This is a genomic window from Enterococcus sp. ZQ21, assembly GCF_030053755.1.
In the GTDB taxonomy this organism is placed as follows: Bacteria; Bacillota; Bacilli; order Lactobacillales; family Enterococcaceae; genus Enterococcus_B; species Enterococcus_B lactis.
Window position 1 is genome coordinate 1,518,765 of record NZ_CP125658.1, and the last position, 16,149, is coordinate 1,534,913.

Below are 16,149 nucleotides of genomic sequence, written 5' to 3' on the forward strand. Positions count from 1 at the left end.
TCTCAGTATATATAAAAATTATGCGGCTAAGAAGATTCGAACTTCCACGAGGTCGCCCTCACTAGCGCCTGAAGCTAGCGCGTCTGCCAATTCCGCCATAGCCGCATCATATGTTCTAGTTTAGGATTACATTTGTTTTTTGTCAAGAACATATTTTTTGTTCTTTTTTATCTCTACGCGTTTTCCCTCTTGCAACCAATACAAATAGTTCATCCGAATAACTCCATCATCTATTGAAGGGCGATAAAAAAATTCTGTTTTTTCCATAAGCTCAATTTCACTTTTCAGAAAATTGGTCACATGATGCGGGACGCTGTCGATGCAAACATAGACATAGTCAACAGCACGGATTCTTTCAAATAGTGCTTTCTCCCCGTACTCATATGCATCGATTCTTTCGACAGTTTCTACATATTTCTGCAATCCTTTTACGAATCCTTTTATTTGTTTGTTCCCGATCACAGCAATTTTGAGTGATGATGCCCACTTTTCAGCGTCTATGCTCAATTGCTTTTTACTTGACTGTTTAGATTTTTGTCTTGTTCTCTTTAGATATTTGTCGCTTCTTCTTTTTGACTTATTCTGTTCAACGATAGGATAGCAATACCTTAGATATACTGGACCGTCTACTATTTTTTGATGTACTCGTACTGCTATGCCATCTGTTAAAAGATCTTTGCGTTTAAAGCTCTCTTCTACTATCAGTGGTCTTCTTTGCTCCGTATTGACCTCATAGAAATAAATGTTGTCCTCTTCTATTTCTACAAAACCATAAAAAATATTTGTTTCTTGATACTGCAAATTATTCGCTTGTTGTTCAAAGATCCATTGATACCTATTGAACAGCTTGTTCAGCTGATTGAACTTATAAAATGATTGGGTATCTAACTGTTGGATCAATGCATGGATCAGATCTTGAGGAGCTGCTTGTACGAAGTTTTGTTTTTTCTTTGCTAATTGTTCTGTTTGTCGCTGGTTGACTTTATACAACTGTTGCAGTTCTTGTTTTTTCTTCTCCATGATTTTCAGATACGTAGCATTTCTATTTGAAAGCTTTTCTAATTTCTTGTTCAGTCGATCATTTCTTTTCTTTAATAAACCTGACGCTTTATGTATGCTCTCTAGATAATGTTGCATTTGGCTATTTTTTTGCAGCAAATAAATGATGATCTGGTTACGTTTTTGGAGTTCCTGAAGTGCGTGATTATCTGTATCCCAGCCCACTTCTTCTAATTTTTGATACAATAGTTCTGTTTTCCTCTGCTGTTCGATGGCTTTTTGTCTCATCTCTTCTTTTTCTACTTTTGCTTGTTGGTGCTGTCGTTCGAGTTGCTGTGACAGCTCTCTGATGTGTTTCTTGTCCTCTCTTCTTTTCTTGCTCACAGTAGCTACTTGTTTTTTTGCTTTACTCAATTCTTGCTTCAATTGATTCATTTCATTGTTTAAACGAACGATTCTGGGATCGGTAGCTATTTTATTTTGCTGCTTTTTCTTCGTTTCTTTGTTCTTCTTTTTCTCTCGATTCAGCTGTTTTTGCTGCATTTTCTCCAACAACTGTCTTCTTCTTTCGTTTTGATACTGATCATTTTTTGCTTCTGTTTGCCGCCATCCTTCTGGAATTCTTTTATAACCGCTAAAGTAGTTCACGAGATCTCCTTTCTAGTGATCATAAGCAACGGACGAAAAAACTTTAAAAATAACACATTTATTAAAAATTCAATTTATCTTGAACTTTCAATATCAATCAATAAGATCATTTTTAAAAGATAACGAGGATTCATCTATTATAAAAACAATACAATAAATAACAAAAATCTGCAATCATTTATTTTGTTAAATTATTCTTAATACGATACATCACAAAAAAATAAAAATAAGAATGGCTATTCGCCAAAATAGTGCTATAGTAGAAAAAATATGTTTACTTAGGAAGAGGCGGATTCGATGAAATTGATCAAACTATGGGAAGCAGATTTGGAGAAAGCTTATCGGCTGCAAACTAGCTTCGGACCAAACGAGAATGGATTTATCAACAGTGCTTATGGCTATACACTTGCTGAATTTTTAGATTATGTAAAAAAATGCGAAAACACTTCTTTAGGTATTGATCTTCCTGAGAATTACGTTCCCGCAACCGTCTTTATTTTGGAAAATGATGGACATGAGTATGTAGGAATTTTTAATCTGCGCCATAAACTGAACGAATCATTAAGAAACGGCGCTGGCCATATCGGTTACGGCATCTCCCCTGACTATCGTAAAAAAGGATATGCAACACAAGGTTTAGCATTAGTACTACAAGAGGCAAAAAAAATCGGCATCGATGAGGCACTTTTGTCTGTAAATAAAAAAAATCTTGGCAGTCTTAAGGCGCAGCAAAAAAATGGGGCCACGATTTATCGTGAAGATGAGAAAGAATACTATACGAAAATCAAATTGATGTAAAAAATATGGATGGCAAAAGAAAAGAGATTTGAATGTCCTTTATCAATAGAACACATTTATTTGATTAACTTCTAATATAGCAGACAAAATTTTATAAACAAAAAAACCTCTTATCTCTTTTCTTCTAGAAAGGATAAAAGGTTTTTTGTTTTTACTATTTGCTTCTCATAGCTAGTCAGTCAAGATCCCTATCGAATCCCCAACGCAATCCGTGCATAACGGCTCATCTTATCGGTCGTCCATGCGGGATACCAGACAAGTTTTACTTCTGCTTTCGTTACTTCTGGTACTTCTTTCAATGCGTCATGGATAGATTCTGTTAAAATATCGGCTAGTGGACAGCCCATAGTTGTTAGCGTCATTTTGATGACTGTTTCTCCGTTTTCAGGATTGAATTCTATATCATAAATCAAGCCTAAGTTGACAATATCGATTCCTAATTCAGGATCGATCACCATTTCCAAGGCAGCAAGAATACGTTCTTTGATCAGTTCTATTTCTTGCGCAGACCGTTCTTGGTTTGCTTCGCTCATCGTACGACACTCCTTAACACGATTTTTATTTATCATACTCTTTTTTTAACTACTTGTAAATGAGAATTTAGAAGGAAGATTCTCGTTTAAATTTATAAAATGTCCTTATTAGATGGAATACATTAAATTCATTCTAAATAAAACTGATTCCTCATTTTTTTTGTGAACGATTTTTTATTTCTGGCAACACACCTGTTGTTCGATACATTTTTTGTTCGTTTTCATTTGCAAATCGGCCAAATACTGAATGAGTTGGTAAAATATTGATAAATGCATCGTCGTCGATTTCATGAACGATCTGATCAAGATCATACATTTCATAGCGAGTGATGACCATCATGATCATATTTCCTTGTTTTTTTGAATAGCCACCGACAGACGGAAGCAATGTCATTCCACGTACCATCCGTTTCGCTAGTTCTTCTGTTACCTCTTCCGGTTTGACGGTCACGATCATCGCTGTTACTTTTTGATGACTCGTATGGATGGCATCAATCACTTGAGTCATTGCATAAATGGAAATAATCGTATACAAGGCACTTTCCCAGTTAAAGAAGAAGCCTGCGATGACTACAATGATCCCATTTAGAATCAGCATGTAATTTCCGACTGTTTTTCCAGTTGTTTGTGAAAGCACAAGAGAGATGATGTCCATTCCCCCAGTTGTAAAGCCCATTTTTAAAGATAACCCTACGCCAAGACCTAATAAAACACCGCCTACTAAGGCATTCATCAAAATATTATCAGTGATCTGTCCGACTGGAAGTAGCATCGTCATCACTGATACGCATACAACGTTCACAAAACTAAGGATCGTTGCTCGTTTTCCTACTTTGAGGAACCCTAATACAAACACAGGGATATTCAAAATAAAAATAAATGTTCCTGTGTCTACCTTGATATGAAACCATTCATATAAAAGCGAGGAAATGATTTGAGCGATCCCATTCATCCCTGCAGAAAAGACATTGGCTGGAATCAAAAAATAATTTAAAGCGACCGCAGCGGTCAATCCGGTTATCAAAATAACCACTATTTTTTTTAATCTTTCATTTTTATGATACGCAGTCATAATTTTGCTCACAAGCACCTCTCCTCTACTTTGTTATTCCAAATGTAAGAATAACAGTTTATCTATTAAAATAAAATACTTCGAACTCAAATGAGAAGAATTTTAGCAAACAAGTAAGAATCTGCCCCATTCCTATGATAAGATAGATGTATAGTAAACTTATACGTATATCAGGAGGGTTCTTATGGCAAAAGATGCTAGCTTCGACATTGTATCAGAAGTCAATACAGAAGAAGTAAAAAATGCGATTCAGCAAACAACAAAAGAATTGACTAATCGATTTGACTTCAAGGATTCTACGGTAGAAATCAAATTAGAGAACAGCAATCTAGTTGTCTTGAGCGATGATGATTTCAAAATCGAACAGATCAAAGATGTATTATTTGGTAAGTTGATCAAAAGAAATGTGCCAATCAAAAATATCCATTTTTCCGAATCGGAACACGCGCTAGGTGGCAAAGCTCGTCAAATTGCCGATCTTGTCAACGGAATCGATCGTGAAAACGCGAAAAAAATCACTACAGCTATCAAAAATGAAAAACTGAAAGTAAAAGCACAAATCCAAGAAGATCAGATTAGAGTGACAGGTAAAAACCGTGATGATCTTCAAGCTGTGATTGCTTTATTACGTAAACTTGACTTACCAATCGAGTTGCAATTCACTAACTATCGTTAATGAAAAAAACGAGGCTGACATCTGTCATCCCTCGTTTTTTTGATTTACTGCTTCTTTGGATGACCAAAAACGCTGTATTCCTTCTTCCAATTCTCCAACACTTCGTACTTCTCTTGCTGTTTGCCAATGTTGTGGGAATAAACGTCGATAAGAAAAACGAGCAAATCGTTGATCTGCCAATACTACGATTCCTTGATCCGCCATGCCACGAATCACTCGACCACCAGCTTGCAAGACTTTGTTCATTCCAGGAAGCTGATAAGCGTAAGCAAATCCAAGGTGTTCCTTCTCATCATAATATGATTTGATCAGTTCCTGCTCATGATTCATCTGCGGCAAACCTACACCTACAATCATACTGCCGATCAATCGGTTCCCTCTCAAATCGATTCCTTCTGAAAAAATCCCACCAAGTACACAAAATCCTATCAATGTTTCATCGGGATCTGCTTGGAATTTTGCTAAAAATCGTTCGCGTTCTTCTTCATTCATGTCCGTTTCTTGAATCAGCACATCGCTGTCAGGATATTGCTGTTTGAATGCTTCCGCCGCAAGGTCTAAATATTGATAAGAAGGAAAGAAAACGAAATAATTTCCGACCTTTCCATCAGCAAAAGCATGGATTGTCTCAACTAATTGTGCCAGACTTTGTTCCCTTTTTCGATAAGTCGTCTCTAAGTAATTTGCGATGAAAACTTGCTGGTTTCCTTCTGGAAAAGGACTCGGCAGTTTGTAAGCGAGACTTTTTTGTCCGCCCAGTGTTTCCTGATAATAAGATAGGGGTGAAAAACTCGCAGAAAAAAGGATACTGCTTCTTCCTTTATCCAACGACTGCTCAAGAAACAAGCTTGGATCAATACAAAACTCTTTTACTATCAGATCGCGATACGTTTTTTCGACCGTTGTTTCATAGTGATCATCATAAAATTCACTGACCTTCAAAAAATGAAGCAAATCAAAATAATAAGGAAGCAATTGTTCTTGTGATGGATGCTCAGGAAATTCTGCTAGCCATTCTTTGATTTTTTCGCTTAATTGATAACCTGCCTTTACTAAAGATTCAGCCGGTGCTTTTTGATGATGATAATCCCAATGATCTTCTTTTGCTATTTCTCGGATCGAATCAAATTCTTTCAATAGTTTGTTGAAACGACGATGGAGTTTTTTGAATTCCTTTGGTATAGCTTCCTTACTTCGTTTCGTTTTTTCATAAGATAGTTCTGCCGAATACATCTCTCGGGAACGATTCACCAAATTATGTGCCTCATCAATCAAAAACAGATAATCCTCGTTTTTTTCATCTTCAAAAAAACGTCTTAAATAAACAGTGGGATCAAACAAATAATTGTAATCCCCAATGATCACGTCGCACCAGATACTGACATCTAATGATAGTTCGAAAGGACAAAGTGTATGCTTCCTTGCATAAGTTTCGATGACTTCTCGAGTGATCTGATTCTCATGATTCAAAAGATCCCATAATCCTTCGTTGATACGATTGTAATAACCATTGGCATACGGGCACTGATCTGGATTACAGGTCGTCTCATCTAAAAAGCAGATCTTATCTTTAGCCGTCAAAGTGACACTTTTTACTTCAGCTCCAGTATCTTTTAATGCTGTCATGGCATCTTCAGCTACTTGTCTAGTTATTGTTTTGGCCGTTAGATAAAAAATCTTTTCTCCCTCTTCTTCCCCTACAGCTTTCAAAGCGGGGAATAACGTAGAGATTGTTTTTCCAGTTCCGGTAGGTGCTTCTACAAACAATTTCTGTTTCGTACGGATTGTTTTATAAGCAGCTACTGCTAGTTCACGCTGGCCTTTCCTATACTCATCATGGGGGAATTTCAAAGCCATCAAAGAGGCATTGCGTATAGTACGCCAGTTTTCTTGAAAAACAAGCCATTCTTTATAATCTTCAGTCAGTTTTTTAAAAAAAATTTCTAACTGCTCTCTTGTCTGATGTTCGACCTTTCTCGTGATCACTTCTTCTGCCGTCTGAAAGTAAGTCAACTGCAGATTTATTTCTTGTAAATCATGCTCTTGACTATAGATATAGGCGTATACCCTTGCTTGATGAAAGAAAAGTTCCACTTGTTCTGGTTCTAAATCTTCAAATCGTGGTTCGGAGGTTTTGATTTCATCTATATAATAAATACCGTCTCTTTTGAAAATACCGTCTGCACGGCCTTCAACGATCAGGTGATATTCATCTAATGGGACTGTTGTTTTTAAAAAAACTTCTTTTTCATAGTCTTCTCCCGCATCTTTTTGGAGCTTGCGGTGGATTCTTGCTCCTTCTAATGCAGTATGGCTACTTTTTTTACGATTGTCGATACTTCCACGTCGCAAAATAAATTCTACTAAGTGCCGCACAGATATTTTTGACTGTTTGATCATTTCCACCACCTCTTTCTCTCTAAGATTACCTGAAAAAACCTAGTTTAGCAAAAAGAGCTCTCTTTTCAAGCATAAAAAAAACACCCTGCTGATTAGGCAGGGATATAGGATATAGAATTTGGATTTTTGGATGAGTCTAATGTAACAAGGACATATTAAAATGCTATGAAAACTTACTTTCCTTCTCTTTAGAATATCCAAATACTTTTCATATAGTCTGATAATTCAGATAAGTAAAGAGAAATAAGTACCTGTTTTTGTTTCCTAGCAATGAATGCGTTATACTAATGGATGAAAGAAGTTTTGGCTATCAAGGAGGAATGCACATGCATATCGAAAGATTAAAAACAGGAATGATTGAAGAAAACTGTTATTTGGTCTACAACGAAGAAGCACTTTTGATCATTGACCCTGGAGAAGATGCGGAACAAATCAAACAAGAAATCAAAAAAACAAACCAACAACCGGTAGCGATTTTACTTACCCATACCCACTATGATCATATTGGTGCAGTAGAACCCTTACGCGCATATTATCAAATCCCGGTGTATGTCAGCCCACTAGAACAAAAATGGCTAGGTGATCCGATTTTGAACCTTTCTGGACTCGGACGACATGATGATATTGCTGATATTATTGTCTCGCCTGCAGAATATGAATTTGAAATGAAAACTTATACTTTAGGAAACATGTCTTTTCGTGTGGTCCCTACTCCAGGGCACTCCATCGGAAGCGTTAGCTTTATTTTTGATGATTTTGTCGTTTCTGGCGACGCCCTATTTAGAGGAAGTATCGGTAGAACCGATCTGTATACAGGAAATTTAGAACAATTACTTCACAGTATTCGGACCCAGCTGTTTGTTTTACCTGATGAATTTGCAGTCTATCCAGGACATGGTGATGCAACAACGATTGAACAGGAAAAAAGGACAAATCCTTTTTTCAATCGTTAAAAATGATTTAGGAGGAGAATAAAATGACAGAAACTACACTTTATATCGTACGGCATGGAAAAACGATGTTCAATACAATCGAACGCGTACAAGGCTGGTGTGATACGCCACTCACAAAACAAGGACAAGAAGGCATCCATTATTTAGGGCGCGGGTTAAAAGATGTCGACTTTTCTTTTGCTTATTCTAGTGACAGTGGTCGGGCGATCGAAACTGCCCGTATTATTCTAGGAGAACATTCTAAGGGAAAAGAAATTCCTTATTTTATCGAGAAACGGATCAGAGAATGGTGCTTCGGGTCTCTTGAAGGCGGCTATGACATGGAAATGTGGGGTGTGATCCCTCGCGTATTGAATTTTAAAACATATGATGAAATGTTCACCACAGAAGTTTCTTTTGAACAAATTGCCAATGCTGTATACAATTTGGATACGGCTGGATGGGCAGAAACTTATGAAACATTACGAGATCGTGTGTGGACAGGATTTGAAGATATCGCCCATCACTGCGAAAAAAACGGCGGCGGAAATGTTTTAGTCGTATCACATGGTTTGACGATTGCCTTCTTGCTTAATCTGATCGATCCTAAACAGCCTGTTCGTGCTGGTCTTTTAAATGGCAGTGTAACAAAGGTTACTTATGCAAACGGTCGATTTTCTATCCATGGTATCAACGATACGTCTTATATCGAAAACGGGAAAGCACATAGTCGAAACTCATTTTTATGATGGGATATTTTAATTTTTAACAGAGAATCATAAAAGGCAAAGTCTGAACGAGGGCTTTGTCTTCTTTTTTTCTCTTCGTATTCTTATCTGCTTCATTTCTCAAGTTTTTCTTAATATTAAAAAACAGATTGGGTTTATCAAAAAATAACGGTATACTATAAGATGTATCTTAATTGGGAAGGAAGGAATTTATGTTTTTTGCAAATATTATCAAAGCAGTGATTCTCGGTATTATTGAAGGAATAACGGAATGGCTGCCCATCAGTAGTACTGGTCATCTGATCCTAGCAGATGAATTCATCAAACTGGATGCCAGTTCACAGTTTATGTCGATGTTCAATGTCGTTATCCAATTAGGGGCGATCTTAGCTGTCGTCGTTCTTTATTTTCACAAATTAAACCCCTTTTCTCCAAGTAAATCAACGATAGAAAAAAAAGATACTTGGACACTTTGGTTTAAAGTGATCGTTTCTTGTATACCAGCCATCATCATTGGTTTGCCTTTGGATGATTGGTTAGAAGCAAATTTCCACAAGTTCTTACCCGTTGCCATTGTTTTGATCGTTTACGGTATTGCCTTTATTATTGTCGAAAAACGTAACAAAAACAAAACACCTCGTTGGACTTCGCTGAATGACTTTACGTACCAAGCAGCTCTTCTTGTTGGGTTATTCCAAGTCTTGGCACTTGTTCCCGGAACATCCCGTTCTGGTGCAACGATCCTAGGAGCTATCTTGATTGGCGCTTCGCGTTTTGTCGCTACAGAATTCTCATTTTTCTTAGGGATTCCTGTCATGTTTGGCGCAAGCGGCTTGAAGATCGTCAAATATTTAGCTGAAGGGAACTCATTCAAAATGGAAGAAACTGTTGTTCTTCTTGTAGGAACATTCGTATCTTTTGTGGTTTCTGTCTTAGCTATTAAATTCTTATTAAGTTATTTGAAGAAAAACGACTTTACCGCTTTTGGCTGGTATCGTATTATCCTTGGTATCATTTTAATTGGTTATTGGTTTATCGCAATGTAAGAAAAACCAGAACACTTCTCTTGTATGAGAAATGTTCTGGTTTTTTATTTTCTTTAATGATAATTATTATAAACAATAAAAACTATATAAAGCTTCATAGCCATCTGATAACCATTATCGTTCTCATTTAGCTGTTTTTATTATCAATTACATTGTTATTATGCTATCCTTGTTTTGACAAGGAGGACTGATAACGATGACTAATCAGAAAAAAGCTTTTGCAGCAACAATTGGCTGTCTTTTATTTATGATTGCCGGTTTTATTTTCGACCGATTCTCTCTTACCATCACCCCACTTTTTTATATCAGCGCTATTATCATCGGTGGATACAAACAAACATCGGAAGGCTTGAAAGAATTGTGGAATGACCGAACACTGAATGTGGACTTATTGATGGCTTTAGCTGCTATCGGTGCCTGTTTGATTGGTAATTACTTTGAGGGAGCAATGTTGACATTCATCTTTTGTTTAAGCGGTGCATTAGAGGAATACACGACCAATAAAAGTCAAAAAGAAATTACCGCTTTGATGAATCTTCAGCCACAAAAAGCTCAGTTACTAAAAGAAAACGGACAAATGCAAGAAGTAGATGTTTCGCAATTAAAGGTGGATGACTTGGTGTTCGTCGCTAAAGGAGCGGCTGTTCCGATCGATGGTTGTTTAGAAAGCACACAGGCAACGATCGATGAGTCTGCATTAAGCGGTGAATCTGTACCTGTAGAAAAATATTTAGGAGATGAGATGTTTGCAGGAACGCTGAATCAAGGAAATCCCATTACGATTCGAGTAACAAAAACGAGTGCCGAAACCGTCTTTGCTAAGATTATCCAATTAGTGGAAGAAGCACAGAATACGCCAACTCAAACAGCTTCATTTATCGAACGGATCGAAAACAATTATGTAAAATTGATTTTGCTTGCTGTGCCTCTAATGATCCTTCTCCCCCACTTTTTCTTAGGTTGGAGTTGGGATGAAAGCTTTTATCGAGGAATGGTATTACTAGTCGTGGCTTCTCCTTGTGCGCTTGTCGCATCTGCTACTCCTGCTTCTCTAGCTGCTCTTTCAAATTCTGCAAAAAATGGGATTCTAATCAAAGGCGGGATTCATTTAGAGAAGCTTTCTGAATTAAAAGCGATTGCCTTTGATAAAACAGGAACACTCACTAAAGGAAAACCAGTTGTGACTGACAGCTTTTTCTTTGATGAGAAGGATTTGGCACAACAACTTCTTGTTGCTATGGAACAAAAAACGACACACCCTCTTGCTCATGCGATTTTACAATATTTCGATTGCACAATACCCGAAGCAATCCAATCCTTATCAATAGAAGAAATTACTGGTTTTGGCTTACAAACTACCTATTTAGGTGCGCAATGGAAAGTTGGCAAACACGCTTATGATCCTGAGACGATGAGAATCAGCAAAGAGATTGAGGAAATGATCGAACGTTTAGAAAATCAAGGAAAAACTGTAATCTATCTGTCTAAAGATCAACAGTTAATCGCTGTTTTAGGTCTGTTGGATATTCCAAAAGCAAATGCCCAACAGGTGATTTCTTACTTTAAATCCCAAAACATCCATACAAGTATGATAACTGGCGACCATTCTGGCACAGCAAAGGCTATTGCTGAACAAGTAGGGATCGAACATTACTATGCAAGCTGTACTCCGGAAGAAAAAACACAACTAGTCAAAAAAGAAAATGAACTTTACCAAGTAAATGCGATGGTTGGTGATGGAGTCAATGATGCGCCTGCTTTAGCAGCTGCTTCATTAGGTATCGCTATGGGACAAGGAACAGACGCCGCTATGGATATCGCAGACATCGTCTTAATGAAAAATGACTTAGATAAATTTGTCTACAGTCATCGGCTGTCTTTAAAAATGCGGCGGATCATCAAACAAAATATTATTTTTTCGATTCTTGTTATTCTCTTGTTGATTGCTTCTAACTTCCTGCAATTTTTAAATCTACCTCTTGGAGTTGTAGGACACGAAGGAAGCACAATATTGGTTATTCTGAATGGCTTGCGTTTACTAAGACCTTTACCTGCTCTTTCTGATTCTTCAAAAAAATGTAAGTCTTGTCCACTATACAAAGCGCGGCTGTCTTCTGTTAAATAAGCGAAGTGTTTTTTATAATTTTATTTATTTTATGAAAAAAACAGCTTATGAATAGGTCTTGAAGGATGAATTCCTACTTTTGCAACTTTCCAAAAAGATGTTATGATTGTTTCGAAGAAAGTGAGGAATATATTTTATGGAAAGTTGGCTTTTTTTAGGAATTATTTTACTTGTAGCAATTTTAGCTAAGAACCAAAGTCTGATGTTAGCGGCAGCTTTTGTGTTGATTATGAAGCTCATACCAACCTCTCGTTCCTTTTTCCCTTGGCTTCAAGGCAAAGGAATCAATATTGGTGTGACGATCATCACTGCAGCTATTCTGATCCCTATCGCAACAGGAGAAATCGGTCTACGTGATTTATTAGAAGCCTTTAAATCCCCTATCGGCTGGGTAGCTGTTTTTTGCGGTGGGCTAGTGGCTGTCTTATCTTCCAAGGGCGTAGGATTGATTGCTTCTGATCCGCAAATCACTGTTGCGCTTGTTTTTGGCACGATTTTAGGTGTTGTCTTCTTAAGAGGAATCGCCGCCGGACCAGTCATTGCTTCTGGCATTACTTATTGTATCTTACAAGTATTTGCTTTAGGAAAATAGATCAAATTTTGCCTATTTTTAGGAGATTCTTAATACCCCCAATTTACTGATCCGTGATATACTGACAACGAGGTGATACAATGTTCGAAAAATTGAAGTATTTCATAGGAACAATTGGCTGGTTTCTTTTAGCGGTACTTTTGATTCTAGGCTTAGCTTATCTTTTATTTCCTGATTTGATACAAAATGTGTTAGATACTGCTTTTTGATTGACCTATTAGAATGATATAGGGATGCTCCTGCGATGCAGGGGCTTTTTTTAAACAAGGAGCGAGCGAATGAGATTCCCTATTGAAATCGATGCACTTTTTTCTTTTTGGCTCTTCTCCTCTTTTTTGTTATCGCGAATTGTAAAATTAAGTTAGAAAAATAAAAAGGCATTTATGGTACACTCAAATTGTATTTCCGACGAAAGAAAACAAAGGAGTGTAACCATAAATGACCTACAAACATCTTACCATAGACGAACTGACAATGATAGAATCATATTATCTTCAACATAATAAGCCGGTTGAAATCGCTAACCGAATGGGACGTGCTATACAAACTATTTATAATGTAGTCAATAAGTTCAAGCAAGGCAAGACTGCTCTTGATTATTGGCACCAGTATAAAGAAAATAAGAAAAAATGTGGGAGAAAAGTCATTCAATTACCTGCTCATGAAGTAGATTACATTAAAGAGAAAGTCACTCTTGGTTGGACGCCTGACGTCATTATCGGGCGAAAAGAAAGGCCTGTTTCATGCGGTATGAGAACACTTTATCGTTTATTTTCTAAAGGAATATTTGATATTGACACACTACCGATGAAAGGTAAAAGAAAACCCAATGGCCATCAGGAAAAACGGGGAAAACAACAGTATCAGCGCTCAATCCATGATCGACCTGATAATTATCCTGATTTCAATTCTGAGTTTGGTCACCTTGAAGGTGATACGATCGTTGGCATTCATCATAAAAGTGCCGTCATTACTTTAGTTGAAAGATTATCTAAAGTCATTATCACGATTAAACCCAACGGCCGTAAGGCATTAGATATTGAAACTGCCCTTAATCAATGGTTTTCTCGCTTCCCTAAAAACTTCTTTAAATCTATTACGTTTGACTGTGGAAAAGAATTTTCTAACTGGAAAGCCATTAGTAACCAACATGATATTGATATATATTTTGCGGACCCTGGAACACCTTCTCAACGCCCATTAAACGAGAATTCTAACGGGATTCTGCGTCGTAATGGACTGCCGAAATCAATGGATTTTAGAGAAGTGAATCAGACATTTATTTCCAGTGTCAGCAATCAACGTAATCATATTCCAAGAAAATCATTGAATTACAGAACACCAATCGAAATATTTTTGAGCTATGTACAAGAAGCATTTTATTCTAGCTTAATTTGACAAATCATATATACTAGATTACAGTGGACAAAAGAAGGAATGATTGCATCCGCTTTAACGAATACCAAAATGGAAGAAACAGTACCTGTTTTCAGGTTACTTTGGAAAGAAAGGAAGACGCTTGTGGAAACTTTTGAAGGTCTTTTAATTGATACGTATGTTTTACAAGAACAGCCAATGATGCTGACTGGAATCAACTTGCAGCTTGAGGACCGTGTGATCAATGGACTGCTTAAAGATCGCTATTTGGCAAAGTACATCTTACGTTTGCCACTAAATAAATATGTACTGGAAGTAAGTGGCAAATGGAACCGTCGAAATCAGTTAGTCATTAAAAAAATGTTGATAAAAAATATTGATGAATATATTAAAATAATCGGTACACCAGAATAACCTTTACCGATCAAAGGTGACTGGTTATAAAATAACTGCAGTTTCTTAATAGAAAAACAAAGAACAATAGGGAATCGTATCCCTTTTCAAAAAAAACTTTGCAAACGGTTCTCTTTGTTATATAATGACTTAGTACCAAACATTCCCATTCAATCTTTGTTTAAATAGATAAATAAAAATCTAGTTTGGTTTGACGCTATTGCCTCCCACAATAGCGTCTTTTTGATTTTTTCAGCTTGATTTATCTGTTTTTACTGATAAAAAGTTTAAATAAAAGACTGTTAAGGAAAAAAACTTGTCATGTTCATATTGCAAAGCGCGCTGCCTTTAGGTATAATAATGAATGTTGAATTATGCGGTCACACGCGTAAGAACTTAAGTTATCGGAGGTGAAACTAATGCCAAACATTGAATCTGCAATCAAACGTGTTCGTACAAGCGAAAACGCTAATGTGAAAAATTCATCTCAAACAAGCGCTATGCGTACTGCAATCAAAAAATTTGAAGATGCTGTAGCTTCAGGTGCTGACAACGTAGATGCGTTATATAAAGAAGCTGTTAAAGCTATTGATATGGCTGAATCAAAAGGTCTAATCCACAAAAACAAAGCTAACCGCGACAAATCTCGTTTAAGCAAAAAAATCGCTAAGTAAAAGAATCGGCTTCGGCCGGTTTTTTTATTTGTCAAAAAAACCAAAAGCAACCGGTATTCTTGCATGCTTTTGGCTTCTTCTTTCTTCCTATCGATTTCTCAACAACTGCCCTGTGCGCAAAACGAAAAGTTGAAAACTTAATTCTTTTTCGATTTGCCCCGTTTTGATTTGATAATCCATTTCGACTAATTGATCAAATAATTGTACTAGCAACTGTTCATCGAATTTCCTTACTTCTTGCATGGCAAGTTTTACACGGTAAGGATGGATTTTTAATGTTTCTGCAATATTGGCCTGCTGATAGCCAATCTTTACAAGAAATTTTGTCTGTAAAAACAAACGTAATTGAGAAAGTAAAATCGCATTGATTTTGATTGTTTCCTCCCCTTGCATGACTAAATCTTCATATAAACGCAAGGCTTGTTCTGTCTTCCCTTTTAAAATATATTGGGTCATGTCAAAAATATTATGTTCCAATGTTTTAGGAACTAATTGTTCTACTTCTCGAACAGTGATCTGCTGTTGATTTTGTCCATAAAGAATTAATTTCTGTAACTCTCTCATCATTTTGGATAAATCTAAGTCAGTCAACCGCAAGAATAAATCAATGGCGTTGCGTTCCATTTTGATGGAGGAGTTCTCTAAGGTATTCATCAGATATTGACGTACTTCTTTTTCATTCAACTGTTGGACGTTGATGATGGTTGCTGTTTTTTTCAATTGTTTCGTTACTTTTTTCCGTTCATCCAACTTTTCATATGGTGCAAAAAATACTAATACAGTCGATTCTAGTGGTTCTTTCAAATAAGCTGTCAGTAAATCAGTATTTTGTTCGATCCCATTGTTTACTTTCTCACCTGTTAAAAAATATGGGTTCTCCACAAATACTAATCGTTGATCTCCGAAAAACGGCAATGTCTCTGCTTCAGCCACTACCTCCTCTAAACTTGCATTTTCCATGTCAAAACTTAAAAAATTTAAATCATCTTCGCTCTCTAATTTGATTTTTTTAACTATTTCTGCCCGAACTTGATCTTGGAGAAACTTTTCTGTTCCTAAGATCAAGTAACAAGATGCAAGTTTTTCTTTACGTATTTTTTGTAACTCTGCTTGTATACTCAAATTACTCACCACTTTCAAAATTATCCTACCATGA

At 36.6% G+C, this 16,149-nt stretch carries 16 protein-coding genes and 1 tRNA gene; 11 read left to right on the plus strand and 6 right to left on the minus strand.

What is annotated here, in order from left to right; translation table 11 throughout:
• Nucleotides 1–21: 21 nt before the first annotated feature.
• Together QK255_RS07350 and QK255_RS07355 are read right to left on the minus strand one after the other, a co-directional pair.
• Nucleotides 22–105, minus strand: a tRNA-Leu gene (locus tag QK255_RS07350).
• 21 nt (nucleotides 106–126) lie between these two features.
• The gene (locus QK255_RS07355) at nucleotides 127–1,647 is read right to left on the minus strand and encodes a coiled-coil domain-containing protein (RefSeq protein WP_002292170.1); all 1,521 of its coding nucleotides are present in this window, start codon (nucleotides 1,645–1,647) and stop codon (nucleotides 127–129) included.
• A gap of 297 nt (nucleotides 1,648–1,944) precedes the next feature.
• On the opposite strand from QK255_RS07355, the gene QK255_RS07360 reads away from it, so the two are divergent.
• Nucleotides 1,945–2,445: a GNAT family N-acetyltransferase gene (locus QK255_RS07360; RefSeq protein WP_002292172.1), complete on the plus strand. Its 501-nt coding sequence runs from the start codon at nucleotides 1,945–1,947 to the stop codon at nucleotides 2,443–2,445.
• Between the two features lie 188 nt (nucleotides 2,446–2,633).
• Here the strand turns inward: QK255_RS07360 and QK255_RS07365 are convergent, their stop codons facing one another.
• Together QK255_RS07365 and QK255_RS07370 are read right to left on the minus strand one after the other, a co-directional pair.
• Nucleotides 2,634–2,978, minus strand: coding sequence for a metal-sulfur cluster assembly factor (locus QK255_RS07365; RefSeq protein WP_002292174.1), 345 nt, complete (start codon nucleotides 2,976–2,978; stop codon nucleotides 2,634–2,636).
• A 151-nt stretch (nucleotides 2,979–3,129) separates the two neighbouring features.
• The gene (locus QK255_RS07370; protein WP_002316215.1) at nucleotides 3,130–4,050 is read right to left on the minus strand and encodes a YitT family protein; all 921 of its coding nucleotides are present in this window, start codon (nucleotides 4,048–4,050) and stop codon (nucleotides 3,130–3,132) included.
• A 184-nt stretch (nucleotides 4,051–4,234) separates the two neighbouring features.
• Here QK255_RS07370 and QK255_RS07375 point away from each other — a divergent pair, with 184 nt between their 5' ends.
• A complete protein-coding gene (locus tag QK255_RS07375) occupies nucleotides 4,235–4,726 on the plus strand; it encodes a YajQ family cyclic di-GMP-binding protein (protein ID WP_002292177.1) in 492 nt (163 codons plus the stop codon).
• 24 nt (nucleotides 4,727–4,750) lie between these two features.
• Here the strand turns inward: QK255_RS07375 and QK255_RS07380 are convergent, their stop codons facing one another.
• Nucleotides 4,751–7,126, minus strand: coding sequence for an ATP-dependent DNA helicase (locus QK255_RS07380; RefSeq protein WP_002292179.1), 2,376 nt, complete (start codon nucleotides 7,124–7,126; stop codon nucleotides 4,751–4,753).
• 326 nt (nucleotides 7,127–7,452) lie between these two features.
• On the opposite strand from QK255_RS07380, the gene QK255_RS07385 reads away from it, so the two are divergent.
• From QK255_RS07385 to rpsT, 9 genes are all read left to right on the plus strand, one after another.
• Nucleotides 7,453–8,079 carry an MBL fold metallo-hydrolase gene (locus QK255_RS07385; RefSeq protein ID WP_002292180.1) on the plus strand — a complete coding sequence of 209 codons (627 nt, stop codon included), beginning with the start codon at nucleotides 7,453–7,455 and terminating at the stop codon, nucleotides 8,077–8,079.
• A 23-nt stretch (nucleotides 8,080–8,102) separates the two neighbouring features.
• Complete coding sequence (locus tag QK255_RS07390) at nucleotides 8,103–8,807, plus strand: histidine phosphatase family protein (RefSeq protein WP_002292181.1); 705 nt, start codon at nucleotides 8,103–8,105, stop codon at nucleotides 8,805–8,807.
• 191 nt (nucleotides 8,808–8,998) lie between these two features.
• The gene (locus QK255_RS07395; RefSeq protein ID WP_002292182.1) at nucleotides 8,999–9,832 is read left to right on the plus strand and encodes an undecaprenyl-diphosphate phosphatase; all 834 of its coding nucleotides are present in this window, start codon (nucleotides 8,999–9,001) and stop codon (nucleotides 9,830–9,832) included.
• 196 nt (nucleotides 9,833–10,028) lie between these two features.
• Nucleotides 10,029–11,957 carry a heavy metal translocating P-type ATPase gene (locus QK255_RS07400; protein WP_002292184.1) on the plus strand — a complete coding sequence of 643 codons (1,929 nt, stop codon included), beginning with the start codon at nucleotides 10,029–10,031 and terminating at the stop codon, nucleotides 11,955–11,957.
• 136 nt (nucleotides 11,958–12,093) lie between these two features.
• Nucleotides 12,094–12,549 carry a DUF441 domain-containing protein gene (locus tag QK255_RS07405; protein WP_002292185.1) on the plus strand — a complete coding sequence of 152 codons (456 nt, stop codon included), beginning with the start codon at nucleotides 12,094–12,096 and terminating at the stop codon, nucleotides 12,547–12,549.
• Between the two features lie 80 nt (nucleotides 12,550–12,629).
• Nucleotides 12,630–12,758, plus strand: coding sequence for a hypothetical protein (locus QK255_RS07410; RefSeq protein ID WP_002292186.1), 129 nt, complete (start codon nucleotides 12,630–12,632; stop codon nucleotides 12,756–12,758).
• Between the two features lie 229 nt (nucleotides 12,759–12,987).
• Complete coding sequence (locus tag QK255_RS07415) at nucleotides 12,988–13,947, plus strand: IS30-like element IS6770 family transposase (RefSeq protein WP_002293280.1); 960 nt, start codon at nucleotides 12,988–12,990, stop codon at nucleotides 13,945–13,947.
• Between the two features lie 123 nt (nucleotides 13,948–14,070).
• Entirely contained in the window at nucleotides 14,071–14,340 is a 270-nt protein-coding gene (locus QK255_RS07420) for a hypothetical protein (RefSeq protein ID WP_002289125.1), read from the plus strand.
• Between the two features lie 398 nt (nucleotides 14,341–14,738).
• Nucleotides 14,739–14,993, plus strand: coding sequence for a 30S ribosomal protein S20 (gene rpsT / locus QK255_RS07425; RefSeq protein ID WP_002292188.1), 255 nt, complete (start codon nucleotides 14,739–14,741; stop codon nucleotides 14,991–14,993).
• Nucleotides 14,994–15,080: 87 nt separating this feature from the next.
• Here the strand turns inward: rpsT and holA are convergent, their stop codons facing one another.
• Complete coding sequence (holA, locus tag QK255_RS07430) at nucleotides 15,081–16,127, minus strand: DNA polymerase III subunit delta (protein ID WP_002342224.1); 1,047 nt, start codon at nucleotides 16,125–16,127, stop codon at nucleotides 15,081–15,083.
• Nucleotides 16,128–16,149: the final 22 nt, after the last annotated feature.

Bases quoted from the DNA above. Each gene is read 5' to 3' on its own strand.
- QK255_RS07405 (WP_002292185.1), top strand. From the start codon at position 12,094: ATGGAAAGTTGGCTTTTTTTAGGAATTATTTTACTTGTAGCAATTTTA.
- QK255_RS07375 (WP_002292177.1), top strand. From the start codon at position 4,235: ATGGCAAAAGATGCTAGCTTCGACATTGTATCAGAAGTCAATACAGAA.
- QK255_RS07395 (WP_002292182.1), top strand. From the start codon at position 8,999: ATGTTTTTTGCAAATATTATCAAAGCAGTGATTCTCGGTATTATTGAA.
- QK255_RS07385 (WP_002292180.1), top strand. From the start codon at position 7,453: ATGCATATCGAAAGATTAAAAACAGGAATGATTGAAGAAAACTGTTAT.
- QK255_RS07360 (WP_002292172.1), top strand. From the start codon at position 1,945: ATGAAATTGATCAAACTATGGGAAGCAGATTTGGAGAAAGCTTATCGG.
- QK255_RS07390 (WP_002292181.1), top strand. From the start codon at position 8,103: ATGACAGAAACTACACTTTATATCGTACGGCATGGAAAAACGATGTTC.
- QK255_RS07400 (WP_002292184.1), top strand. From the start codon at position 10,029: ATGACTAATCAGAAAAAAGCTTTTGCAGCAACAATTGGCTGTCTTTTA.
- QK255_RS07370 (WP_002316215.1), bottom strand. From the start codon at position 4,050: ATGACTGCGTATCATAAAAATGAAAGATTAAAAAAAATAGTGGTTATT.
- QK255_RS07380 (WP_002292179.1), bottom strand. From the start codon at position 7,126: ATGATCAAACAGTCAAAAATATCTGTGCGGCACTTAGTAGAATTTATT.
- QK255_RS07365 (WP_002292174.1), bottom strand. From the start codon at position 2,978: ATGAGCGAAGCAAACCAAGAACGGTCTGCGCAAGAAATAGAACTGATC.
- QK255_RS07410 (WP_002292186.1), top strand. From the start codon at position 12,630: ATGTTCGAAAAATTGAAGTATTTCATAGGAACAATTGGCTGGTTTCTT.
- rpsT (WP_002292188.1), top strand. From the start codon at position 14,739: ATGCCAAACATTGAATCTGCAATCAAACGTGTTCGTACAAGCGAAAAC.
- QK255_RS07415 (WP_002293280.1), top strand. From the start codon at position 12,988: ATGACCTACAAACATCTTACCATAGACGAACTGACAATGATAGAATCA.